At 69.9% G+C, this 22,962-nt stretch carries 20 protein-coding genes; 8 read left to right on the top strand and 12 right to left on the bottom strand.

Features of this window, described 5'->3' with window-relative positions; translation table 11 throughout:
- The first annotated feature begins 120 nt into the window (after window positions 1–120).
- Together ACGFX9_RS12925 and ACGFX9_RS12930 are read left to right on the top strand one after the other, a co-directional pair.
- Window positions 121–1,590, top strand: a complete 1,470-nt coding sequence (locus ACGFX9_RS12925; protein ID WP_393470466.1) for an AlkA N-terminal domain-containing protein — start codon at window positions 121–123, stop codon at window positions 1,588–1,590.
- Window positions 1,591–1,640: 50 nt separating this feature from the next.
- On the top strand, window positions 1,641–2,156 hold the full coding sequence (locus ACGFX9_RS12930; RefSeq protein WP_393469364.1) for a methylated-DNA--[protein]-cysteine S-methyltransferase: 516 nt from the start codon (window positions 1,641–1,643) through the stop codon (window positions 2,154–2,156).
- Between the two features lie 25 nt (window positions 2,157–2,181).
- Here ACGFX9_RS12930 and ACGFX9_RS12935 read toward each other — a convergent pair whose 3' ends face one another.
- Both ACGFX9_RS12935 and ACGFX9_RS12940 read right to left on the bottom strand, forming a co-directional pair.
- Window positions 2,182–2,673: an NUDIX domain-containing protein gene (locus ACGFX9_RS12935; RefSeq protein ID WP_393469367.1), complete on the bottom strand. Its 492-nt coding sequence runs from the start codon at window positions 2,671–2,673 to the stop codon at window positions 2,182–2,184.
- A gap of 17 nt (window positions 2,674–2,690) precedes the next feature.
- Window positions 2,691–3,758 carry an ADP-ribosylglycohydrolase family protein gene (locus ACGFX9_RS12940; RefSeq protein ID WP_393469370.1) on the bottom strand — a complete coding sequence of 356 codons (1,068 nt, stop codon included), beginning with the start codon at window positions 3,756–3,758 and terminating at the stop codon, window positions 2,691–2,693.
- A gap of 388 nt (window positions 3,759–4,146) precedes the next feature.
- On the opposite strand from ACGFX9_RS12940, the gene ACGFX9_RS12945 reads away from it, so the two are divergent.
- A complete protein-coding gene (locus ACGFX9_RS12945; RefSeq protein WP_393469373.1) occupies window positions 4,147–5,334 on the top strand; it encodes a glycerate kinase in 1,188 nt (395 codons plus the stop codon).
- Between the two features lie 124 nt (window positions 5,335–5,458).
- Here the strand turns inward: ACGFX9_RS12945 and ACGFX9_RS12950 are convergent, their stop codons facing one another.
- The gene (locus tag ACGFX9_RS12950) at window positions 5,459–6,658 is read right to left on the bottom strand and encodes a PucR family transcriptional regulator (RefSeq protein WP_393469376.1); all 1,200 of its coding nucleotides are present in this window, start codon (window positions 6,656–6,658) and stop codon (window positions 5,459–5,461) included.
- Between the two features lie 259 nt (window positions 6,659–6,917).
- On the opposite strand from ACGFX9_RS12950, the gene ACGFX9_RS12955 reads away from it, so the two are divergent.
- The 5 genes from ACGFX9_RS12955 to ACGFX9_RS12975 are packed head-to-tail and all read left to right on the top strand — an operon-like array spanning window position 6,918 to window position 11,802.
- Window positions 6,918–7,730, top strand: a complete 813-nt coding sequence (locus tag ACGFX9_RS12955; RefSeq protein ID WP_393469379.1) for an ABC transporter ATP-binding protein — start codon at window positions 6,918–6,920, stop codon at window positions 7,728–7,730.
- Window positions 7,727–8,545, top strand: a complete 819-nt coding sequence (locus ACGFX9_RS12960; RefSeq protein ID WP_393469382.1) for an ABC transporter ATP-binding protein — start codon at window positions 7,727–7,729, stop codon at window positions 8,543–8,545. Before ACGFX9_RS12955 ends, ACGFX9_RS12960 begins: the two co-directional genes overlap by 4 nt.
- A complete protein-coding gene (locus tag ACGFX9_RS12965) occupies window positions 8,542–9,432 on the top strand; it encodes a branched-chain amino acid ABC transporter permease (RefSeq protein ID WP_393469386.1) in 891 nt (296 codons plus the stop codon). The genes ACGFX9_RS12960 and ACGFX9_RS12965 overlap by 4 nt, the downstream gene beginning before the upstream one ends.
- Window positions 9,425–10,540, top strand: a complete 1,116-nt coding sequence (locus ACGFX9_RS12970; protein ID WP_393469388.1) for a branched-chain amino acid ABC transporter permease — start codon at window positions 9,425–9,427, stop codon at window positions 10,538–10,540. The genes ACGFX9_RS12965 and ACGFX9_RS12970 overlap by 8 nt, the downstream gene beginning before the upstream one ends.
- The gene (locus ACGFX9_RS12975; RefSeq protein WP_393469390.1) at window positions 10,537–11,802 is read left to right on the top strand and encodes an ABC transporter substrate-binding protein; all 1,266 of its coding nucleotides are present in this window, start codon (window positions 10,537–10,539) and stop codon (window positions 11,800–11,802) included. Before ACGFX9_RS12970 ends, ACGFX9_RS12975 begins: the two co-directional genes overlap by 4 nt.
- 139 nt (window positions 11,803–11,941) lie before the next feature.
- Here the strand turns inward: ACGFX9_RS12975 and pssA are convergent, their stop codons facing one another.
- From pssA to ACGFX9_RS13020, 9 genes are all read right to left on the bottom strand, one after another.
- The gene (pssA, locus tag ACGFX9_RS12980; protein ID WP_393469393.1) at window positions 11,942–12,796 is read right to left on the bottom strand and encodes a CDP-diacylglycerol--serine O-phosphatidyltransferase; all 855 of its coding nucleotides are present in this window, start codon (window positions 12,794–12,796) and stop codon (window positions 11,942–11,944) included.
- Window positions 12,783–13,448 (bottom strand): phosphatidylserine decarboxylase, encoded by a 666-nt coding sequence (locus ACGFX9_RS12985; RefSeq protein WP_249586748.1) that lies wholly within the window; start codon window positions 13,446–13,448, stop codon window positions 12,783–12,785. The genes pssA and ACGFX9_RS12985 overlap by 14 nt, the downstream gene beginning before the upstream one ends.
- A gap of 170 nt (window positions 13,449–13,618) precedes the next feature.
- A complete protein-coding gene (locus ACGFX9_RS12990) occupies window positions 13,619–14,824 on the bottom strand; it encodes an acyl-CoA dehydrogenase family protein (RefSeq protein ID WP_344528704.1) in 1,206 nt (401 codons plus the stop codon).
- A 2-nt stretch (window positions 14,825–14,826) separates the two neighbouring features.
- Entirely contained in the window at window positions 14,827–15,351 is a 525-nt protein-coding gene (locus ACGFX9_RS12995; RefSeq protein ID WP_393469396.1) for a MaoC family dehydratase, read from the bottom strand.
- A 1-nt stretch (window position 15,352) separates the two neighbouring features.
- Window positions 15,353–16,318, bottom strand: coding sequence for an HpcH/HpaI aldolase/citrate lyase family protein (locus ACGFX9_RS13000; protein ID WP_393469399.1), 966 nt, complete (start codon window positions 16,316–16,318; stop codon window positions 15,353–15,355).
- Window positions 16,315–18,342, bottom strand: coding sequence for a protein meaA (locus ACGFX9_RS13005; RefSeq protein WP_393469402.1), 2,028 nt, complete (start codon window positions 18,340–18,342; stop codon window positions 16,315–16,317). Before ACGFX9_RS13005 ends, ACGFX9_RS13000 begins: the two co-directional genes overlap by 4 nt.
- 16 nt (window positions 18,343–18,358) lie before the next feature.
- Window positions 18,359–19,696, bottom strand: a complete 1,338-nt coding sequence (ccrA, locus tag ACGFX9_RS13010; RefSeq protein ID WP_393470469.1) for a crotonyl-CoA carboxylase/reductase — start codon at window positions 19,694–19,696, stop codon at window positions 18,359–18,361.
- Window positions 19,697–20,101: 405 nt separating this feature from the next.
- On the bottom strand, window positions 20,102–20,905 hold the full coding sequence (locus ACGFX9_RS13015; protein WP_393469405.1) for a TetR family transcriptional regulator: 804 nt from the start codon (window positions 20,903–20,905) through the stop codon (window positions 20,102–20,104).
- A 166-nt stretch (window positions 20,906–21,071) separates the two neighbouring features.
- A complete protein-coding gene (locus ACGFX9_RS13020) occupies window positions 21,072–22,853 on the bottom strand; it encodes a 3-hydroxyacyl-CoA dehydrogenase family protein (protein ID WP_393469408.1) in 1,782 nt (593 codons plus the stop codon).
- Window positions 22,854–22,962 lie beyond the last annotated feature (109 nt).

The raw sequence follows: 22,962 nt of genomic DNA on the forward strand, positions 1-22,962 counted from the left end.
CCCAAGACGGACCGGCACAGCACCCCGCTCCACCACCATGTCGGATTCTCGCCAGCCACCCCACCCCGCATCCCCGATCCTTGAGCTATGCCCACCACCCCGCCACCGCCGCCGCAGGCCATGCACACCGACGCCGAACGCTGCATCCGTGCCGTGCAGTCGAAGGACGCCCGCTTCGACGGATGGTTCTACACCGCGGTTCTCACCACCCGCATCTACTGCCGCCCCAGCTGCCCCGTAGTCCCCCCGAAGCCCGAGAACATGAGCTTCTACCCGAGCGCAGCGGCCTGTCAGCAGGAAGGGTTCCGGGCCTGCAAGCGGTGCCGGCCGGACAGCAGTCCTGGCTCGCCCGAGTGGAATCAGCGCGCCGACCTCGTGGCCCGAGCGATGCGCCTCATCGGCGACGGTGTCGTGGACCGCGACGGAGTCCCCGGCCTCGCCACCCGCCTCGGCTACAGCACCCGCCAAGTGGAGCGGCAGCTCCTCGCCGAGCTGGGCGCAGGTCCCCTCGCCCTGGCCAGGGCCCAGCGCGCCCAGACCGCCCGCCTCCTCATCGAGACGACGCCCCTGCCCATGGCGGACATCGCCTTCGCCGCCGGGTTCGCCTCCATCCGTACCTTCAACGACACCGTCCGCGAAGTCTTCGCGCTGGCCCCCGGCGAACTGCGGGACCGCGCTCCGAAGCTCCCCGGAACGTCCGCCCCCGGCGCCCTCTCGCTGCGCCTCCCCTTCCGCACCCCGCTCAACCCCGACAACCTCTTCGGCCACCTCATCGCCACCGCCGTACCCGGAGTCGAGGAGTGGCGCGACGGCGCCTACCGCCGCACGCTCCGCCTCCCCTACGGCCACGGAGTCGTCGCCCTCACCCCCGCCCCGGACCACGTCGCCTGCCGCCTCAGCCTCACCGACATGCGCGACCTCACGATCGCCATCAGCCGTTGCCGCCGCATGCTCGACCTGGACGCGGACCCGGTCGCGGTGGACGCCCAGCTGAGCGCCGACCCACTGCTCGCGCCCCTGGTGGCCAAGGCGCCGGGACGCCGGGTGCCGCGCACCGTCGACGAGGCGGAGTTCGCCGTACGCGCGGTACTGGGCCAGCAGGTCTCCACCGCCGCCGCCCGCACCCACGCCGCCCGCCTGGTCGCCGCGCACGGCGAACCGGTGGACGACCCCGAGGGCGGCCTCACCCACCTCTTCCCGGCCCCCGAAGCGCTCGCCGCGCTCGACCCGGAGGCACTGGCCCTGCCGCGCAGCCGTCGCACCACCCTGACCACGCTCGTACGCCATCTCGCCGACGGATCACTTCAGTTGGGCGTGGAGAGCGGCTGGGAGGAGGCCCGCGCCCGCCTCACCGAACTGCCCGGCTTCGGACCCTGGACGGTCGAGGTGATCGCCATGCGGGCGCTCGGCGACCCCGACGCGTTCCTCCCCACCGACCTCGGGATCCGGCGCGCGGCACAAGAGCTGGGCCTGCCGCACACCCCGGCGGCGCTGACCGGGCGCTCCGCTGCCTGGCGCCCCTGGCGGGCCTACGCGGTGCAGTACTTGTGGGCCACGGACGACCACCCCATCAACCGCATCCCCGGATGACCAGCAACCCCCGACAACGCCTCCGACAACACCTCCGCCAAAGGATCCCCATGAACGGCCACCGCCGACACACCCTCATCGACAGCCCCTACGGCCCCCTCACCCTCGTGGCCACCGAAGGCACCCTCAGCGGCCTCTACATGACCGAGCAGCGCCACCGCCCGCCCGAGGAGAGCTTCGGCGACCGTGACGCCGGGCCGTTCGGCGAGACGATCAGCCAGCTGGAGGCGTACTTCGCGGGCGAGTTGACGGAGTTCGACCTGCCGATGCGCCTCGACGGCACGCCGTTCCAGCGCACCGTCTGGCAGCAGCTCCGGCTGATCCCGTACGGGGAGACGCGCACGTACGGCCAACTCGCCGACGCGCTGGGCAAACCCAACGCCTCACGCGCCGTGGGCCTGGCCAACGGCAAGAACCCGATCGGGGTGATCGTCCCCTGCCACCGCGTCATCGGCACCGGCGGCTCGCTGACCGGCTACGGCGGCGGGCTCGACCGCAAGCAGCGGCTGCTGGCCTTCGAAGGCGCTGTTCCGGCCCCCGCGGTCACCGGCGACAGACTTTTCTGACCACCGCCGCCCCCCAGCACATCAGTCACCCCACCCGCACCCCGTTCTCCAACTCCACCGCGCCCGTCCCCGACGACAACGCATCGAGCCCCGCACGCACCCGCAATCCCAGCTCGCCCGGCAGGAACTCCGGAAGGTCGCCGGGGGCCACCAGACGCCAGGAGAGCAACTCCTCCTCCTGGAGCCGGATCGACTTCAGCTGGTCTTCGCCGAGCACCCCACCGTCGTACAGATAGGCGACCAGCGGCGGCCGTGACACACCCGGCACCCAGTCCACCACCAGCAACGCGCCCAGCTCGACGTCGAGGCCGATCTCCTCGGCCGTCTCACGCCGTGCGCCCTGGCGCGGTGTCTCCCCCTGGTCCGACTCCACGGTCCCGCCGGGCAGCGCCCATCCCTCGCGGTAGTTGGGCTCGACGAGCAGCACGCGCCCCTCGGAGTCCCGGAAGAGCGCGGCGGCACCGGCGATGATGCGGGGGAGGCCCGCGATGTACGTGGCGTAGTCCTGAAAGGTCATGCGGAAAGGGTAGACAGCTATGCGGAAAGGGTGGACAGCTCCACGGTCCGGGCCGCGAGTTCACTGATCCGGGCGCCGTCGAACCCGAACACCGCACTGCGCACCCGGTCTTCGAGGGGATCCCGCCACTGCGCGGGGATGGCCTTGGCCCCGCAGAGCACGCCCGCGACGGACCCGGCGGTCGCGCCGTTCGAGTCCGTGTCGAGGCCGCCGCGCACCGTGAGGGTGATGGTGCGGGTGAAGTCGCCCTCGCCGTACAGGAGTCCGGCGGTCAGCACGGCGGAGTTCGGCACGGTGTGGATCCAGCCGAGCCCGGTGGTCTCCGCCTCGGCCGTGGCCAGGGTCTCCTCCCAGCTGAGCCCGGCATCGTGGAGCGAGACGACGCGCCGCACCGTACGGGCGAGCCTGCTGCTCGACGGGATCACGCCGAACGCCGTGTCGAGCGCGGCGCGCGGCGTGGCCGCGGTGAACGCGGCGGCGACGAGCGCCGCCGCCCACATCGATCCGTAGACGCCGTTGCCGGTGTGTGAGAGCACGGCGTCACGGCGGGCGAGTGCGGCGGCGCGGCGCGGGGCGCCGGGACTGGCCCAGCCGAAGATGTCGGCGCGGATGAGGGCGCCGATCCACTCCTGGTGGGGGTTTTCGTACGTGGCGGTGAGCGGCGGCTTGAGGCCGTTGGCGAGATTCCGGTACGCGGCGCGCTCGGCGGTGAACGTCTGCCCGTAGGGGAGACGCAGCAGCCACAGCTCACCGACCTGCTCGGTGCTGAACGCGAACCCGTGGGTCTCCAGAAGATGCAGACCGAGGATCGCGTAGTCGATGTCGTCGTCACGGCAGCTGCCGTGCACTCCGCCGCGTACACACTGCTGCCACTCGGGCCTCAGCTGGAACTCCTCGACCCAGGAAGGAGGTTCGGGCAGATAATCGGCGAGCGGGAGCGCGTCCGCCTGGCGCAGATAGCGCTCGATGCGCTCGCGCGTCCAGTAGTCGCCCCGCTCGATGGGCTTGCCGAGCATGTTGCCGGCGATCCGCCCGATCCAGCCGCCGAGGACGCGGTCGGCGAGTTCCGTATGCACTGGGCTCATGCTTCCGGTTTACCGAATTCAAGGCTTTTAAGCGCGGTCAACGCCATCTCTTCGCCGCGGAGCATGAGAAGTTTGTCGTGTTTTCGGCGAAGAGGCGAAAACGCGACGGGCGCAGAGCGAAGAGCGTGACGCGAGGGAGGGTCGGGAGTGTCACGCGTGCCAGGAGTGCCAGGAGTGCCACGGGCGTGGCTCACGCGGCGGGCCCCGGCTGATCGATCATTTTTGGGTGTACTGGGCCCATCTATAGCGCCACAAACGATGACATATAGCCCAGAAGATCCGCCGTCACGTGAGGTCGGCCATGGGCAGGCACCCCCTCCTGCGGTTATGGTCGCAGCGGCGCGACTGCCTTGACGCGAGCAAGGCCCGGAAAGCAAGGGGATCCAAGGTGGCGGACGCTTCCGAGACGGCGGGGAATGTGCGGCGGGCGCGGGATGTGCCGCACTCCCGGCACGTACTCATCGCCGCGGACAAGTTCAAGGGCTCACTCACGGCCGTGCAGGTCGCTGAGCGGGTGACGGCCGGGCTCCGCCGCGTCGCCCCTCAGGTGGAGGTCGAGGCCCTGCCGGTGGCCGACGGCGGCGACGGCACGGTCGCCGCGGCGGTCGCGGCCGGTTTCGAGCGTCGCGAGGTGCGGGTGACGGGACCGCTCGGCGACGAGGTCACCGCGGCGTACGCGCTGCGGGACGGGACCGCGGTGGTGGAGATGGCGGAGGCTTCCGGCCTCCAGCTGCTGCCCGACGGCGTCTTCGCGCCCCTCACGTCCACGACGTACGGATCCGGGGAACTGCTGCGCGCCGCGCTCGACGCGGGTGCGCGCACGATCGTCTTCGGCGTCGGCGGCAGCGCCACGACGGACGGCGGAGCCGGGATGCTTGCCGCCCTCGGCGCGGTGTTCCTTGACGCGGACGGCGCACCGGTCAAGCCGGGCGGCGGCCCGCTCGCCTCGCTCGCGACGGCGGACCTTTCCGGGATCGACGCGCGGTTCGCGGACGTCGACCTGGTCCTTGCCAGCGACGTCGACAACCCGCTGACCGGCCCGAAGGGCGCTCCCGCCGTGTACGGGCCGCAGAAGGGGGCGAGCCCGCAGGACGTGGCCGAGCTGGACGCCGCGCTCGCGCACTTCGCCCAGGTGCTCTCCGATTCGGTGGGCTCTTCCGCCGCCGCGTACGCGGAGTCCCCGGGAGCCGGAGCGGCCGGCGGCATCGGCTACGGCGCTCTCGTCGGGCTCGGCGCGAGCTTCCGCCCCGGCATCGAGGTCATGCTGGACGTCCTCGGCTTCGCACCGGCGCTGGCGCGCGCCTCGCTGGTGATCACGGGCGAGGGCTCGCTCGACGAGCAGACCCTCCACGGCAAGGCCCCCGCCGGGGTCGCGGCGGCGGCGCGTGAGGCGGGCGTCGAGGTCATCGCGGTCTGCGGTCGCCTGGCACTCCCCGCGGAGGCGCTCGGCCGGGCGGGCATCCGACGCGCGTACGCCCTCACCGACGTGGAGCCCGACGTGGCGCGGTGCATTGCCGAGGCGGGGCCCATCCTGGAAACGGTGGCGGAGGGAATCGCCCGCGACTTCCTGAGCTGAGCGCTCCGCGGGGTGCGGTGACGTACCTGCCGCCCGGTGGGGGCTGGCCGCGCAGTTCCCCGCGCCCCTTACGGGGCGCTCCTCGGGCGGCGGCCGGGCTGGATCTCCAGCCCGGCACACCGCTCTAGCCCGGCGCCAGCCGATACGCATCCAAGGCCAACGTCATCTCCATCAGATCCCGAGGCCGCGCAAGCGACCGCGAGGTCAGCTGCTCAAGCCGCCGCAACCGGTTGAACACGGTGTTCCGGTGGCAGTAGAGGCGCCCCGCTGCCCGCCCCGCGGACCCCTCGCAGGCCAGCCACGCGTCCAGCGTCTCAAGCAGCACCGCCCGGTCACCCGGCTCAAGCGCGAGGACCTCCCCGAAGACGTCCGACACCAGCCGCCCCGCCAGCTCCGGCTGGCTCACCACCAGGGCCGTCGGCATCCGCTGGTCGAGCCGTACGATCCCGGTCGCGTCCGGCGGGCAGGTGCGCAGGGCCAGTTCGGCCAGGCGCCGCGCGTGCCCCAGCTCGGAGAGGCCTCCCACCACGGGGCTGATGCCGCCGGGCCCCGGGCACCGCCCCTCAAGCGCGGCGGCCAGTTCGTCGAGGCCCTCCTGAGCCCCGAGCGCCACCACGCCCACCTCCCGGTCCGTCCGCATCCGCCAGACGAAGCGGAACCCGGCCCGCTGGATCTGCCGGTGGAACGCCGCACGCCCGTCGCGCCGCTCGGCCCGCAGCACCACCACCGCGTACGGTCCGCGCTCCGGCAGATCGAGTCCCGCCGCCACCTGCGCGGCGAGCCCGGGCGCGGGCTGGCCCTCCAGGAGCGCGTCGAGCAGCGCCTGGAGCTGCTCGTCGGTGCGTCGCCGCAGCTCCATCTCCGTCGCCCGGTAGGCGTCCGACGCCGCCTGGGCCTGCGCGTCGACCGCCGACCACACCATCGTCGCCGAGCGCATCAGGACCGTCAGCTTCTCCGGGTCCTGCTCCACGGCGCCTTCGAGCAGCCAGTCCCACACCAGATAGCCCGCGTTGCGGTACGAGTGCACCACCAGATCGAGCGGCAGCCCCTGCTGGGCCCGCCGCCGGCCGGCGTCCTCCGCGTACTCCAGATCGCGGCGCGGTGAGGCGCGCGGCGCCGAGATGGTCTCGATGCCGATCCGCATCGCCTCCTCCGCCTCGCGCCACTGCTGGTCGTACGGCAGCACCCGCGCGTACACCGGCGAGTGCTCGAAGAGCTGCCGCAGATGTTCGTCCACCAGCTCCGGCAGCCGGGGAAGCAGCGCCTTGCACGCCTCCTCGAGGACCTTCCAGCCGTGCCCCGTCCGAGGTCTGCGCCCGCTCATGGTGCCCCCCATCGCCGCCGCCCGCCGTTCTCCTGTCTGCGGAGGATGCCACCGCCCGGCCACCCCTGGCAGGCCCCTGACACGGGGTGTTGTGCCCGTGCACAACGGGCGGCCGATAGCGCTGGTCACCCGCAGCGATTCGCCCGCGGGCCGTGGACGGGCGGGCGCGGCGGTGCTGGGCTGAGCGCCACGCGGAGCGCCGGGCCGGACAGCCGGCCGGTCGCCACGCGCGGGAACGACGGAGAACAGGGGGTCCCAGGTGGGTGGTTCCGGACTGGTCGTACAGGACGCGTCGGTCGGGTACGGGCCGGTACGCGCGCTGCGCCAGGTGTCGCTGGAGGTACCGGACGGCGCGGTGGTCGCCGTCCTCGGCGGCAACGGCGCGGGCAAGTCGACGCTCCTGCGCGCCATTTCACGCACGCTCTCCTTCCACCGGGGGGCGCTCACCACCGGCTCCATCCACTTCGGAGGGCGGCGCATCGACGGGCTGCACCCGGACCGGGTGGTCGCCGCGGGCATATCCCAAGTACCGGAAGGCAGGCAGGTGTTCGCGCGGATGACCGTCGCGGACAACCTGCGGGCGGGCGGCCTCGGTTCCGCGGGGAGCCGAGCCGCGAAAGCCGCGGCGATGGACCGCGTCCACGAACTCTTCCCCGTGCTCGCCGAGCGCGCGGGCCAGCGGGCCGGGCTCCTCTCGGGCGGCGAACAGCAGATGCTCGCGGTCGCGAGGGCGCTGATGGCCTCACCGAAGCTGCTTCTCCTGGACGAACCCTCCCTGGGGCTCGCTCCGTTGATGGCGGCGCGCATCGCCGAAACCATCCAGGAGATCAACGCCCAGGGCACCTCGGTCCTCCTCGTCGAACAGAACGCCGCCCTGGCGCTGCGCCTCGCATCGAGTGCGTACGTCCTGGACGTGGGCGAAGTCGCTCTCGCGGGCCCCGCGGACGAGCTGGCCGCCTCCGACGAGGTACGCCGCCGCTACCTCGGCGTGGTCGACGAGACCGCGGCGGCCGACGCCTCACGCGGCGTCAGCGAGCTTCCGGTGCTCGGACGTTGGGCGGGCCGACGGTGACCGACAAGCGAGCGGAAACCGATGCGCCATCTCAGGAACCCGACGTACCGACCCTGGACGTAAGGGAGTTGACCGTCCGGTTCGCTGGCCTCACCGCACTCGACGCCGTCAGCTTCACCGTCAGGCCCGGCACCGTGCACGCCGTCATCGGCCCCAATGGCGCCGGGAAGTCCACCTGCTTCAACGTCCTGTCCGGCGTCTACCGCGCCACAAGCGGCAGCGTCCGCTTCGGGGAGCAGGAGCTGACGGCGATGCCTCCGCACCGCATCGCCGACCTCGGTGTCGCGCGGATCTTCCAGAACCTCGCCCTGCCGCCACGCGCGACGGTCGCCGACAGCCTGATGCTCGGCCGTCACCGGCTCACCCGCACCGGATTCCTCGCCGCGGGCCTCCGTCTCCCGTCCGCGGCCCGCGAGGAGCGAGCCCACCGCGAACGTGTGCGGGAGATCGCCGCGTTCGTGGGCATCGAGCACCAACTGCACGCCCCGGCAGGCTCCTTGCCGTACGGGCAGCAGAAACTCGCGGAGCTGGCCCGCGCCCTGTGCATGGAGCCCCGGCTGCTCCTGCTCGACGAGCCGGTCGCGGGCATGACCGCGGACGAGCGCCGGCGCACGGCGGCCGTCATCGCGGGTGTCCGCGACAGCCTCGGAATCTCGATCGTCCTGGTGGAACACGACATGGGGGTGGTGATGCGGCTCGCGGACGCGGTGACCGTACTGGACTTCGGACGCCGTATAGCCGACGGCACTCCGGCGGACGTACAGAACGACCCGGCGGTCGTACGGGCCTACTTGGGCGAGGAGGCCACCTCATGACCACCTTCACCGAGCTTCTCCTCAACGGCCTCTCGATGGGCTCCGTCTACGCCCTGATCGCCCTCGGCTTCGTCGTCATCTTCCGGGCCACCGAGGTCGTGAACTTCGCGCACGCCTCGCTGCTCCTCACGGGCGGCTACGTCACCGCCTCCCTCCACGACGACATCGGCTTCTGGGCGGCGCTGCTCGTCGGCATCGCGGGCGCCGCCGTCGTCGGTGCCGCCATCGAGTTCCTGGTCATGCGGCGCTACCGCGGCTCGGACCACAGCGTCCTCGCCATCGTCACCATCGGCGTCGACATCCTGCTCACCACCGAACTCACCCGTCGCCTCGGCACCGACGTGCTCGCGCTCGGCGACCCCTGGGGCGACTCCGTGCTCACCATCGGGTCGGTCTCCATCGCTCACACGCGGATCGCCGCGTTCGTCGTCGCCGCGCTCCTGATCACCACTTTCCTGCTCGCCTTCCGCTACACCTCCTGGGGTGTGGCGATGCGCGCCGCGGCCGAGAGCCCGGAGACCGCCGCCCTGATGGGCGTGCGGCTTGGCAGGGTCTCGCTCGGCGCGTGGGCGGTGGCGGGCGGGCTCGCCGCCGTGGCCGCGCTCTTCCTCACCGTCTTCCCGACCCCGGGGCTCGAACGGGCCACCTCCCTCGCCGCACTGAAGGCGTTTCCCGCGGCGATACTCGGCGGCCTCGACTCCACCACGGGCGCGCTGGTCGGCGGCATCGTCGTAGGGGTCACCGAATCCCTCGCCACCGGGTACCAGAGCGAACTTACCTTCCTGGGCAGGGGATTGGGCGACCTCGCGCCCTACCTCGTCATGACCGTCATCCTCCTCATCCGGCCCGCCGGACTCTTCGGCACGAAGGAGCTCGCCCGTGTCTGAAGTCCTGACTCGCAGCCGCGAGTCGCACTCCCGAGGCCGTACGAAGCTGATGCGCCCACGGCCATACGTCTGGGGTGCGGGGGCCGTGCTCCTGCTCGCCCTGCCCTTCTACCTCGACCGGTTCTGGCTCCAGGCGGGCCTCTTCGCCATGGCCGCCGCGATCGGCGCGATCGGCATCAACCTCCTCACCGGCGCGACCGGCCAGCTCTCCATGGGGCACGCGTTCTTCCTCGCCATCGGCGCGTACGGATACTGCGTCTTCGCGGGGGAGGGGGAGGGCGGCCTGACCGGTCTCGGCCTGCCCACCTGGATCGCCGCCGCCCTGGCCGTCGGCGTCGCGGGCATCGCGGGCGGCCTCTTCAGCCCCATCGCGGGACGCCTGCGCGGCGCGTACCTCGGCATCGCGACCCTCGCCCTGATCTTCATCGGGCAGCACGTGCTCTTCAACGCCCACGACCTGACGGGCGGCTCCAACGGCCGCGACGTACCGCCGCTGAGCGTCTTCGGCATCACCTTCGACGACAGTGAACTCGTCGTCGCCGCCGTGCCGTTCGGGGCGTCGGAGAAGCTCTGGTACGCGGGGCTCGTCCTCCTGCTCGGCTGCGGGCTCTTCGCCCGTGGCGTGCTGCGCGGCAGGCCAGGGCGCGCCATGAACGCCATCCGGGACCACCGCATCGCCGCCGGCGTCATCGGAGTGCCCGTCGCCCGCTACCGGGCGGGCGTCTTCGTCCTCTCCTCGATGTACGCGGGCCTCGCCGGCGTACTGCTCGCGCTCATCTTCCAGCGCACCGTGCCGGACTACTTCGGCATGACGCTGTCCCTCGAATACCTCGCCATGATCGTCATCGGCGGCCTCGGCTCGGTAGCGGGCGCGGTGGCCGGTGCCGCCGTGGTGTCCCTGCTGCCACAGCTCCTGACCAGGTACAGCGACGCGCTGCCCCTGGTCTCGGCCCCCGGCAGTGGCGGGATCACACCGGGTGAGGCATCCCGATATCTGTACGGCGCCGCCGTCGTGGCGGTGGTGCTGTTCCTGCCCGGCGGTCTGGCCAGCATCGCCGCCCGGCGCTCCAGGCCGACATCCGGCACAACTCCAGCGGAGGAACAATGAGTTCACGCAGGCTGACAAAGGCCACCGCGGCGGCGACGGCGCTCGCCGCGCTGCTGGCGGTGGCGGGTTGCAGTTCGAAGGCGGAGGGCAACAAAGGTGACAAGGAGAGCGCGGGCGGGATCAAGACCGACGTCGGCGTCTCGGGCGAGACGATCACGCTCGGCGTGCTCACCGACATGACCGGCGTCTACGCGACCCTCGGCAAGAGCGTCACACAGGCCCAGCAGCTCTACGTGAAGCAGACCAACGCCGACGGCGGCATCTGCGGCCGCAAGCTGAAGCTGACCGTCCGCGACCACGGCTACGACCCCCAGAAGGCGGTCGCCGCGTACACCGAGCTGGAGCCGGATGTCCTCGGCTTCACCCAGTTCATCGGCTCCCCGTTCGTCGCCGCCGTCAAGCAGCGGATCGAGGGCGACAAGGCCCTCGTAGTGCCGCAGGCCTGGTCGGCGAACCTCCTGGGCAGCTCGTACGTCCGGGTCGTCGGCTCGACGTACGACCTGGAGACGATCAACGCGATCGACTTCCTGATGAAGGAGAAGGGCCTCAAGAAGGGCGACAAGCTCGGCCACGTCTACTTCGAGGGCGACTACGGCGAGAACGCCCTCAAGGGCTCGCAGTACATGGCGAAGAAGTCGGGCCTCACCGTCGTCGAGCAGAAGATCAAGGCGACCGACAACGACATGACGGCGCAGGTCGCGGCCCTGAAGAAGGCAGGCGTCAAGGGCATCGTCATCAGCGCGGGCCCCCGGCAGGCGGCCTCGCTGGTCGGGGTCGCGGCGGCGGGCAAGTTCGACGTACCGATCATCGGCAACAACTCGGCGTTCGCACCCCAGCTCCTCGGTACGCAGGCGGGCCCGGCCCTGGCCAAGAACTACTACGTGGCCTCGCCGACCCTCCCGATCGGCGGGGACACCCCCGAGGCGAAGAAGCTGGTCGCCGACTACAAGGCGGCCTACCCCAAGGACTCCCTGGACAACGGGGTGACGGCGGGCTGGACCGCCACGTCCATCTTCGGCGAGGCGCTGAAGAAGGCGTGCAAGAGCAAGGACCTCACGCGTGAGGGCGTCGACAAGGCGCTGCTGACCATCAACGACTACGACACGGGCTTCGGCGTCACGCAGGACTTCTCCGACCCCAAGGCCCCCTCGTCGAAGGAGAGCGTGATCCTGCGCCCCGACAAGAGCGCGACGGGCGGCATGAAGGTGGTCCGCGAGCCGGGCGCGGCCGAGGCGGCCGAGGGGTACACGGCGGGAGGCTGATATATCAGCCCGTGGGGGTCCCCCCTGCTCCTTCAGAGCTTGGGGGAGTTTGAGGACAGTCCGAAGGGCGATAAACGGCACGCGAAGGGGGGCCTGAACCGAATTGGTTCAGGCCCCCCTTCGCACCGTTCAAGCGCCGCTACGGCAATTGCGCCGCGCGAGCTTCACGCCGGTTGCCCCGGAAGTTGTTCACCCGGCGGGCCGTGGCGAAGAGGGGGATCACCGCACCGAGAACGACCTGGAGCGCGCAGCCGGTCTGCAGGAGCAGCAGCCCGCCCGGGGCGTCGAACGCCCAGGCCGCGAGCAGCCCCATGGCCGCGACGATCCACGCGAGCATGGCCACCGCGAGCGGACCCCGCGGCTTGGGGTACTCGACGCGGCTGACCATGAGCCAGGCCGTGCCGGTGATCGCCAGGAGCGTCGCCCAGAAGGGCAGCTCCAGGAGCACGATCGAGACGACCGTGAGCGCGCCGAAGGGCGATGGCATGCCCTGGAAGGTGCCGTCCTTCACGGTCACGCAACTGAACCGCGCAAGCCGCAGCACCACCGCCAGCAGCACCACGATGGCCCCTACCGCGGCGACTCTCTGGTGCGCGTCGTCGGCGACCATGCCGTAGACGAGCACGAAGTACGCGGGGGCCAGACCGAAGCTGATGAGGTCCGACAGGTTGTCGAGCTCCGCGCCCATCGGCGAGGAGCGCAGCTTGCGCGCCACGAGCCCGTCGAAGAGGTCGAAGACGGCAGCGCAGAGCATCAGGATCACGGTGGTCGCGGCGGAGTGCCGCGCCATGCCGCTTTCGTTGCTGCCCTGGAGGTGCGGGATGAGGATGCCGGTGGTGGTGAAGTACACCGCCATGAATCCGCACGTCGCGTTACCGAGCGTGAGGGTGTCCGCTATTGAGAGGCGCAGTGAGAGAGGCATCTCCTCATCGGCCTCGTCATCTGCCGCCTCGGGCACCCAGCCCGCCTGTGTCTCGGGATCAACCACGGTCAATGCGAGTCACCCCAGCCACGGTCTTCTGACCGACCTCGACGTCCACGTCGACACCCTCGGGGAGGTAGATGTCCACGCGAGAGCCGAAGCGGATCAGGCCGATCCGTTCGCCTTGCTCCACCTTCGTGCCCTGCGGCACGTAAGGCACGATGCGCCGCGCGACCGCGCCCGCGATCTGGATCATCTCGATGTCGCCGAGCTCGGTGTCGAAGTGCCAGACAACGCGTTCGTTGTTCTCGCTCTCCTTGTTGAACGCCGGGACGAACCCGCCGGGGATGTGCTCCACGGACGTCACCGTGCCCGCGAGGGGCGCGCGGTTGACGTGGACGTTCAGCGGGCTCATGAAGATCGCGACGCGGGTACGTCCGTCCTTCCACGGCATGATGCTCTGCACCACGCCGTCGGCCGGGGAGATGACCCGGCCCTGGGCGATGTCGCGCTCGGGGTCGCGGAAGAACCACAGCATGCCCGCCGCCAGAGCGGTGGCAGGCACGGCGATGGCCGCGGCGACCCCCGGCTTGGGAGCGCGACGCGCGCGGACCAGGCTGAGTGCCGCGGTGGCGACGGTCGGCAGGAGCCACGGCGATGCTCCGCGCGCAAGGCGTACGCCAGCGAGGCTGTCGCGTGGTGCAGAGGTTTGGCTGTGGGGCATGGATGACCTTCGTAGCGGATGATGCCGCGCGGTTAACGGGGGACGGCGGCTTTTTCCGGATGGTATCGGTTGCGAGCCACAACTGGGCAAGCCAGGAAGCGGAGTCGGCGGCCGAAGAGTGTTGACAGGGTGTGACCTTCTTCTCGAAGAAAACTCCCCAAAGCGGACATTTAGCCCTGGAGTCGATACTCTTCGAGCAGTCGCCGCCCAATGATCATTTTCTGGATCTCGGCGGTACCTTCACCGATGAGCAGCATCGGAGCCTCACGGTAGAGGCGCTCGATCTCGTACTCCTTCGAGAACCCGTAACCGCCATGAATCCGGAACGCGTCCTCTACGACTTCTTTGCAGTATTCGGATGCGAGGTACTTCGCCATCCCTGCTTCCAGGTCATTTCGTTCCCCGGAGTCCTTTTTGCGTGCTGCGTTCACCATCATCGCATGGGCGGCCTCGACCTTGGTAGCCATCTCGGCCAGCTTGAACTGAATCGCCTGGTGCTGGGCGATCGCCTTGCCGAAAGTGTGGCGTTGCTGGGCATACGAGACACCGAGCTCAAATGCACGCTGCGCCACGCCGCAACCACGCGCCGCGACATTCACGCGGCCGACTTCGACACCGTCCATCATTTGGTAAAACCCTCGGCCGGTGGTCCCGCCGAGCACACGATTGGCTGGAATTCGCAGCCCATCCATGATGAGTTCGGTGGTGTCCACCCCCTTGTATCCCATTTTGTCGATCTTGCCCGGAATGGTGAGGCCGGGGCGGACCTCTCCGAAGCCGGGCTCCTTCTCGACGAGGAAGGTCGTCATCGACTTGTGGGGCGCCGTGCCCTCCGGGTGTCCTTCGTCACTTCGGCACAGAACCGCCACCAACGTGGACGTGCCGCCATTGGTCAGCCACATCTTCTGACCGTTGAGGACGTACTCGTCGCCGTCCTTGACGCCCTTGGACGTGATCGCCGACACGTCGGAACCGAGCGCGGGTTCCGACATGGAGAACGCGCCGCGCACCTCGCCGGCCGCCATGCGCGGCAGGAAGGTGTCCTTCTGCTCCTGCGTCCCGTGCTGCTTGAGCATGTAGGCGACGATGAAGTGGGTGTTGATGATGCCGGAGACCGACATCCAGCCACGCGCTATTTCCTCGACACACAGGGCGTACGTGAGCAGCGACTCGCCCAGACCGCCGTACTCCTCGGGGATCATGAGCCCGAAGAGGCCCAACTCCTTGAGCCCGTCGACGATCTGCTGCGGGTACTCGTCACGGTGCTCCAGTTCCGTCGCGACCGGAATGATCTCCTTGTCGACGAAGTCCCGGACGGTGGACAGGATCTCCCGCTGGATGTCGGTGAGACCTGCGGTCTGCGCGAGTCGGCTCATCGCTACTTCTCCGTGCTCTTCGAAGGGGCCTTCAACTCCGGGCGGCCGGGCTGCTCGCCGCCGCGCTCCTTGATGTACGTCTCGGTGGGGACCATCACCTTGCGGCGGAACACGCACACCAGCGTGCCGTCCTGCTTGTAGCCCTTGGTCTCCACGTAGACGATCCCGCGGTCGGACTTGGACTTCGACGGGGTCTTGTCGAGGACCGTGGTCTCGCCGTAGATCGTGTCGCCGTGGAAGGTCGGCGCCACGTGCTTGAGCGACTCGACCTCCAGGTTGGCGATCGCCTTGCCCGAGACGTCCGGCACGGACATGCCCAGAAGCAGCGAGTAGATGTAGTTGCCCACGACGACGTTCTTCCCGAAGTCCGTCGTCTTCTCCGCATAGTTGCTGTCCATGTGGAGGGGGTGGTGGTTCATGGTCAGCAGGCAGAAGAGGTGGTCGTCGTACTCGGTGACCGTCTTTCCGGGCCAGTGCTTGTACACGGCGCCGACTTCGAACTCTTCGTAGGTGCGGCCGAACTGCATCTCAGGCCTCCGGGGCTTCGAACTTGGAGGTGCGCCGCATGCCGGCGGCACGGCCCTTGCCCGAGATGACGAGCGCCATCTTGCGGCTCGCCTCGTCGATCATCTCGTCGCCGAGCATCGCGGAGCCCTTCTTGCCGCCCGCCTCGGAGGTGCAGTACTCGTACGCGTCGAGGATCAGCTCGGCGTGGTCGAAGTCCTCCTGGGAGGGGGAGAAGACCTCGTTGGCGGCGTCGACCTGGCCGGGGTGCAGGACCCACTTGCCGTCGAAGCCGAGGGCGGCGGCGCGGTTCGCGACCTCGCGGTAGCCGTCGACGTTCTTGATCTGGAGGTAAGGACCGTCGATCGCCTGGAGGTTGTTGGCGCGGGCGGCCATCAGGATCTTCATCAGGATGAAGTGGTAGGCGTCCGCCGGGTAGCCGGGCGGCTGCTCGCCGACGACCAGGGACTTCATGTTGATGGAGGCCATGAAGTCGGCCGGGCCGAAGATGATCGTCTCGACGCGCGGGGAGGCCTGCGCGATCGCGTTGACGTTGTTGAGGCCCTGCGCGTTCTCGATCTGCGCCTCGATGCCGATCTTGCCGACTTCAAAGCCCATCGTCTTCTCGATCTGGGTAAGCAGGAAGTCGAGCGCGACGACCTGGTCGGCCGTCTGGACCTTCGGCAGCATGATGCAGTCGAGGTTCTGGCCCGCGCCCTCGACGACCGTGACGACATCGCGGTACGTCCACTCGGTCGTCCAGTCGTTGACGCGCACGACCCGCGTCTTGCCCGTCCAGTCGCCCTCGTTGAGGAACTTGACGATGGTGTGGCGGGCCTCCGGCTTGGCCAGCGGTGCGCAGGCGTCCTCCAGGTCGAGGAAGACCTGGTCGGCGGGGAGGCCCTGGGCCTTCTCCAGGAAGCGGGGGTTGGAACCCGGGACCGCCAGACAGGAGCGACGGGGGCGCAGGCGGTTGATGGGCGCGGTCATGCGGGGACCTCCAGAGGGTCGAGCTTGTTCGCTTTCCGGATCTCGTCGACGATACGGCCGATGATCTCCGTGATGCCGAAGTCCTTGGGGGTGAACACGGCGGCCACACCCGCCGCCTTCAGGTCCTCGGCGTCGCTGTTGGGGATGATGCCGCCCGCGATCACGGGGATGTCGGGCGCGCCCGCCTCGCGCAGGCGCACGAGCACGTCCGGCACGAGCTGCGCGTGGGAGCCGGAGAGGATCGAAAGGCCCACCGCGTGTACGTCCTCGGCGAGCGCGGCGGCGACGATCTCCTCGGGCGTGAGCCTGATGCCCTGGTAGACCACCTCGAAGCCGGCGTCACGCGCACGCACCGCGATCTGCTCGGCCCCGTTGGAGTGCCCGTCGAGCCCCGGCTTGCCGACCAGGAAGCGCAGCTTGCCGGTGCCGAGGTCGGCGGCGGTCCTCGCGACCTTGTCGCGGACCAGGGCGAGCGGGGTGCCCGCCTCCGCGGCGACGGCCACCGGGGCGCTGGAGACGCCCGTGGGCGCCCGGAACTCCCCGAAGACCTCCCGCAGGGCGCCGGACCACTCCCCGGTCGTCACACCGGCGCGTGCGCACTCCAGGGTGGCCTCCATGAGGTTGCCCGTGCCCGCGGCGACCTCCTTGAGCCGGTCCAGGGCCTTGCAGGGGCGCGGGTGGTTGAACGGCGGCTGGTAGCGGGTGTCGCGCCAGTGCTGGAGGGCGTTCACGACGCGGTTCTCGACCGCGGGGTCCACCGTCATGATCGCGGTGCCCAGGTCCGCGGTGAGCGGGTTCGGCTCGGTCGACTCGTAGCAGTTGACGCCGACGATCTTCTCCTGGCCGCCCTCGATCCGCGCCCTGCGCTCGGCGTGCGAGGAGACCAGCTGCGACTTCAGGTATCCGGACTCGACGGCGGCCATGGCGCCGCCCATCTGCTCGATGCGGTCGATCTCGGCGAGCGACTCCTCGACGAGGGACTCCACCTTGGCCTCGATGACGTGCGAGCCGTCGAAGATGTCCGCGTACTCAAGGAGGTCGCTCTCATGGGCGAGCACCTGCTGGATGCGCAGCGACCACTGCTGGTCCCACGGCCGGGGCAGGCCGAGGGCCTCGTTCCAGGCGGGCAGCTGCACGGCACGTGCGCGTGCGTCCTTGGAGAGCGTGACGGCCAGCATCTCAAGGACGATGCGCTGGACGTTGTTCTCGGGCTGCGCCTCGGTCAGGCCCAGGGAGTTGACCTGCACGCCGTAGCGGAAACGGCGCTGCTTGGGGTCGGTGATGCCGTACCGCTCGCGCGTGATCCGGTCCCAGATCCGCCCGAACGCCCGCATCTTGCACATCTCCTCGATGAAGCGGACGCCCGCGTTCACGAAGAAGGAGATACGGGCGACCACGTCACCGAACTTCTCCGGGGGGACCTGCCCGGAGTCGCGTACGGCGTCGAGCACCGCGACGGCGGTCGACATCGCGTACGCGATCTCCTGCACCGGAGTGGCCCCGGCCTCCTGCAAGTGGTAACTGCAGATGTTGATGGGGTTCCACTTGGGGATGTTCGCCACCGTGTACGTGATCATGTCGGTGGTGAGGCGGAGGGAGGGCCCCGGCGGGAAGACGTGCGTGCCGCGCGAGAGGTACTCCTTGACGATGTCGTTCTGCGTCGTCCCCTGGAGCTGCGTGATGTCCACGCCCTGCTCCTCCGCCACCACCTGATAGAGCGCCAGAAGCCACATGGCCGTGGCGTTGATCGTCATCGAGGTGTTCATCTGGTCCAGGGGGATGTCCTGGAACAGGCGCCGCATGTCGCCGACGTGGCTGACCGGGACGCCGACCCGGCCGACCTCACCTCGGGCGAGGATGTGGTCCGGGTCGTAGCCGGTCTGCGTGGGCAGGTCGAACGCGACCGAGAGGCCGGTCTGACCCTTGGCGAGGTTGCGCCGGTACAACTCGTTGGACGCCTCGGCCGTGGAGTGACCGGCGTAGGTCCGCATGAGCCACGGCCGGTCCTTCTGACGCTCTGTCATGTAGGAACCCCAGCCCTCAGACGTTACGGAAGCGGTTGATCGCGTCGATGTGCTCGGCCCGCATCTCGGGGTCGCGCACGCCGAGTCCCTCGCGCGGGGCGAGCGCGAGGACGCCGACCTTGCCCTGGTGGAGGTTGCGGTGCACGTCGTAGGCGGCCTGGCCGGTCTCTTCGAGGGAGTAGACGCGGGAGAGCGTGGGGTGGATCTTGCCCTTGGCGATGAGACGGTTGGCTTCCCAGGCCTCGCGGTAGTTCGCGAAGTGGGAGCCGACGATCTTCTTGAGGGACATCCACAGGTAGCGGTTGTCGTACTCGTGGTTGTAACCCGAGGTCGAGGCACAGGTGACGATGGTGCCGCCCTTGCGGGTGACGTACACGGAGGCGCCGAAGGTCTCGCGGCCCGGGTGCTCGAAGACGATGTCGACGTCCTCGCCGCCGGTGAGTTCGCGGATGCGCTTGCCGAAGCGCTTCCACTCCTTGGGGTCCTGGTTGTGCTCGTCCTTCCAGAACTTGTAGCCCTCGGCGTTGCGGTCGATGATCGCGTCGGCGCCCATCGCGCGGCAGATGTCCGCCTTCTGCTCGCTGGAGACGACGCAGATGGGGTTGGCGCCGCCGGCCAGCGCGAACTGGGTGGCGTAACTGCCGAGTCCGCCGCTCGCGCCCCAGATCAGGACGTTGTCGCCCTGCTTCATCCCGGCGCCGTTGCGCGAGACCAGCTGGCGGTAGGCGGTGGAGTTCACCAGGCCGGGCGATGCGGCCTCCTCCCAGCTCAGGTGGTCCGGCTTCGGCATGAGCTGGTTGGACTTCACCAGGGCGATCTCGGCGAGGCCGCCGAAGTTCGTCTCGAAGCCCCAGATGCGCTGCTCGGGGTCGAGCATCGTGTCGTTGTGGCCGTCGGAGGACTCCAGCTCCACGGACAGACAGTGCGCGACGACCTCGTCGCCGGGGTTCCAGGCGTTCACGCCGGGCCCGGTGCGCAGCACGACACCGGCCAGGTCGGAGCCGATGACGTGGTAGGGCAGGTCGTGGCGCTTGGTGAGCTCGCTGAGCCTGCCGTACCGCTCCAGGAAGCTGAACGTGGACACGGGCTCGAAGATCGAGGTCCACACGGAGTTGTAGTTGACCGAGGAGGCCATGACGGCGACCAGGGCCTCGCCCGGGCCGAGTTCGGGCACCGGCACGTCGTCCAGGTGGAGCGACTTGCGGGGGTCCTTGTCGCGGGTCTCGAGCCCGGCGAACATCTCCGCCTCGTCCTTGTGCACGGTGATCGCGCGGTACGAGTCGGGCAGGGGGAGAGCGGCGAAGTCGGCGGACGAGGTGTCCGGCGACTGGATCGCGTCCAGGATTTCCTTCACGGTGATGCCTCCGGCGAAGTACGAGCCCCCCTCTGAGGGGAGCACGCTCTTGAGGGTTACGTCGGGTGCTGCTGGTGCAGGTGGTGGAGGTGTGCCGTCGGTTCGGCGAAGGTGATGCTCGGCAGCGCTTGGTGTGGCGCGGGAGGTTGCCTGTGACGCAGGCGTCCGGGCACACGAGCCGTGGCTTGTGGGGACAGCCGGCGTACGGAAGTTCTCTGCACGCCGGCCGCCCGGACAACATCAACGTATGACACCGCGTGCCAGTGAGCAAGACACTGAGTGCCATCAATTTTTGAGCGATGATCGATCAGTGCAGGTCAGAGGGTGTGACGGCATGACAGAAGGGGCGCTACCCGTGGGTAGCGCCCCTTCGAAAGCCGAGGACAAATGGGTGGAGAGCGGGATCTATGACTCCCGCAGAGCCTTCTCGATCGTCCGCATGATCTCGTCCAGCGGTGCGTCCGTGCGGGCCACGGTGACCAGGACGTCGCCTCCGTTGCTCACCGAGGCCGCCGGGGCGGTCGTGGTGTCCCGGCCCGCCCCGATGCCCGAACCGAACGTCCGGCGCACGATGGCGAACGCGTGGTCCAGCTGGTTCTCGACGTCCCCCTGGCCGCCGGCCCGCAGCCACCGCCGCAGGACGTGGTTGTGGGCCGTCACCACCGCCGACGCCGCGACCTCCGCCAGGAGCGGGTCGTCGTTCCCGTCGTGGTGCGCCTGCTCGTCGAAGTGGCCGAGGAGATAGCGCGTGAAGAGCCGTTCGTAGCGGGCCACCGAGGCGATCTCGCGCTCGCGCAGGGTGGGCACCTCGCGCGTCAGGCGGTAGCGCTCGACGGACACGGCGGGCGAGGCCGCGTACATCTTCATGACTTCCTTGATGCCCCGGCACACCGTGTCGAGCGGGTGCTCGTGCGGCGGCGCCGCGTTCAGGACCGCCTCCGCCCGGATCAACGTGTCGTCGTGGTCCGGGAAGATCGCCTCTTCCTTGGAGCGGAAGTGGCGGAAGAAGGTCCTGCGGGCGACCCCGGCCTGCGCGGCGATCTCGTCGACCGTCGTCGCCTCGTACCCCTTGGACGCGAAGAGCTCCATCGCGGCCGTCGCCAGCTCCCGGCGCATCTTGAGCCGTTGGGCGGCGGCGCGGTTGCCCGCCGCGCTCTCCGGAACGTCGGGCGTAGCGGGCGTACGTGAGGACTTGGCGGCCTTGGGCATGCCCCGAACGTACTGCATATGCGCAGCCTGGCGCTCCTGAGGGACGGGGCCGCGCGACGGCGGGACGGGGCTGCCCGGCGGCGGGACGGGGCCGCCCGATGGTCCGAGCAGCCCGCCCCAGTCCGTGTGCGCTCCGCCCTCAGAGGCGCCCGCATCCGTTCCCGGCTTACCGCCGGGCATATTCGCGGAAGCCGCGGCCGGTCTTGCGGCCGAGGCAGCCCGCGGCCACCAGGTGTTCGAGCAGGGGAGCGGGGGCCAGGCCCGGGTCGCGGAACTCGCGGTGCAGGACCTTCTCGATGGCGAGCGAGACATCCAGGCCGACGACGTCCAGGAGCTCGAAGGGGCCCATGGGGTAGCCGCCGCCGAGCTTCATCGCGGCGTCGATGTCGTCGAGCGTCGCGTAGTGCTCCTGGACCATCTTGATCGCGTTGTTGAGGTAGGGGAACAGGAGCGCGTTCACGATGAAGCCCGCGCGGTCGCCGCAGTCCACCGGGTGCTTCTTGATCGTTGCGCAGACCTCGCGGACCGTCGCGTGCACGTCGTCGGCCGTGAGGACCGTGCGGACCACCTCGACCAGCTTCATCGCGGGCGCCGGGTTGAAGAAGTGCATGCCGATCACGTCGCCGGGACGCGAGGTGGCGCGGGCGCAGGCGACGACCGGCAGGGACGAGGTGGTGGTCGCCAGGATCGCGCCCGGCTTGCAGACCTTGTCGAACACCGCGAACAGCTGCTGCTTGATCTCCAGGTCCTCGGCGACCGCTTCGAGCGCCAGATCGACGTCGGCGAACGCGTCGTACGTACCGGCCGGAGTGATCCTCTCGAGCGTCGCCGCCGCGGCCTCCGGCGTCATCCGCCCCTTCTCGACGGAGCGCGAAAGCGACTTGCCGATACGGGCCTTGGCCTTCTCCGCCTTCTCCTCGCTGCGCGCGGCGAGGACCACGGCGTACCCACCCTTGGCGAAGACCTCGGCGATGCCCGACGCCATCGTGCCGGACCCCGCGACACCGACCGAGCGCACGGTGCGCCCGTCGTGCCCCTGCCCGCCTTCCAGCGGGGTCAGTCCGTCCAGCACGACGACCGAGCTGCCCGGCTCCTCGTACGAGTAGAAGCCGCGCCCCGACTTGCGGCCCGTGAGCCCGGCCTCGCTGAGCTGCTTGAGGATCGGCGCGGGCGCGTGCAGGCGGTCCTGCGACTCGGCGTACATCGCGTCGAGGACGGTGCGGGCGGTGTCGACGCCGATCAGGTCGAGCAGCGCCAGGGGGCCCATCGGCAGACCGCAGCCGAGCTTCATGGCGGCGTCGATGTCCTCGCGGGACGCGTACTTCGCCTCGTACATCGCGGCGGCCTGGTTGAGGTAGCCGAAGAGCAGGCCGTCGGCGACGAACCCTGGCCGGTCGCCGACCGCGACGGGCTCCTTGCCGAGCGCGTACGCCAGGTCGGTGACGGAGGCGACGGCCGCGGGCGCGGTCAGCACGGACGACACCACCTCGACGAGCTTCATCGCGGGTGCCGGATTGAAGAAGTGCAGGCCGAGGACCCGCTCGGGGCGCTGCGACTCGGCGGCGAGACGGGTCACGGACAGCGCGTTCGTGCCGGTCGCGATGATCGTCTCGGGGCGCACCACGCCGTCGAGCTCACGGACGATCTGCTGCTTGATCTCGTACGACTCCGGGGCGACCTCGATCACCAGGTCGGCGTCGGCCGCGGCCCGCAGATCGGTGAAGGTGCGGACACGGGCGAGCACGTCGCGCCGCTCGCCCTCGGTGAGGCGCTCACGGCGCACCTCACGGGCGGTCGACGACTCGATGGCGGCGACGGCCTTGGCGGCCGCCTCCTCGCTGATGTCGATGCCGATGACCTCGCGTCCCGCGCGGGCCAGGACCTCGGCGATGCCGGTGCCCATCGTGCCGAGACCGATCACGGCGACGGTGTTCAAGGGAGTGTCCATGCGTGGACTCCAGGAAGTGAGTGACGACTGAGGGGCGCACACGGGCGCGTCCAGGGAGGCGCGGCGTACGGAAAGTGCGATGCGGAGATGCGGCGTGTCGTGACCTGAC

It is taken from the genome of Streptomyces sp. NPDC048436 (assembly GCF_043200355.1).
In the GTDB taxonomy this organism is placed as follows: domain Bacteria; phylum Actinomycetota; class Actinomycetes; order Streptomycetales; family Streptomycetaceae; genus Streptomyces.

Coding starts and splice junctions, on each gene's coding strand:
- ACGFX9_RS12925 (WP_393470466.1), top strand. CDS start 121: ATGCACACCGACGCCGAACGCTGCATCCGTGCCGTGCAGTCGAAGGAC.
- ACGFX9_RS12930 (WP_393469364.1), top strand. CDS start 1,641: ATGAACGGCCACCGCCGACACACCCTCATCGACAGCCCCTACGGCCCC.
- ACGFX9_RS12935 (WP_393469367.1), bottom strand. CDS start 2,673: ATGACCTTTCAGGACTACGCCACGTACATCGCGGGCCTCCCCCGCATC.
- ACGFX9_RS12940 (WP_393469370.1), bottom strand. CDS start 3,758: ATGAGCCCAGTGCATACGGAACTCGCCGACCGCGTCCTCGGCGGCTGG.
- ACGFX9_RS12950 (WP_393469376.1), bottom strand. CDS start 6,658: ATGAGCGGGCGCAGACCTCGGACGGGGCACGGCTGGAAGGTCCTCGAG.
- ACGFX9_RS12965 (WP_393469386.1), top strand. CDS start 8,542: ATGACCACCTTCACCGAGCTTCTCCTCAACGGCCTCTCGATGGGCTCC.
- ACGFX9_RS12975 (WP_393469390.1), top strand. CDS start 10,537: ATGAGTTCACGCAGGCTGACAAAGGCCACCGCGGCGGCGACGGCGCTC.
- ACGFX9_RS12985 (WP_249586748.1), bottom strand. CDS start 13,448: ATGCCCCACAGCCAAACCTCTGCACCACGCGACAGCCTCGCTGGCGTA.
- ACGFX9_RS12990 (WP_344528704.1), bottom strand. CDS start 14,824: ATGAGCCGACTCGCGCAGACCGCAGGTCTCACCGACATCCAGCGGGAG.
- ACGFX9_RS12995 (WP_393469396.1), bottom strand. CDS start 15,351: ATGCAGTTCGGCCGCACCTACGAAGAGTTCGAAGTCGGCGCCGTGTAC.
- ACGFX9_RS13000 (WP_393469399.1), bottom strand. CDS start 16,318: ATGACCGCGCCCATCAACCGCCTGCGCCCCCGTCGCTCCTGTCTGGCG.
- ACGFX9_RS13005 (WP_393469402.1), bottom strand. CDS start 18,342: ATGACAGAGCGTCAGAAGGACCGGCCGTGGCTCATGCGGACCTACGCC.
- ACGFX9_RS13015 (WP_393469405.1), bottom strand. CDS start 20,905: ATGCCCAAGGCCGCCAAGTCCTCACGTACGCCCGCTACGCCCGACGTT.
- ACGFX9_RS13020 (WP_393469408.1), bottom strand. CDS start 22,853: ATGGACACTCCCTTGAACACCGTCGCCGTGATCGGTCTCGGCACGATG.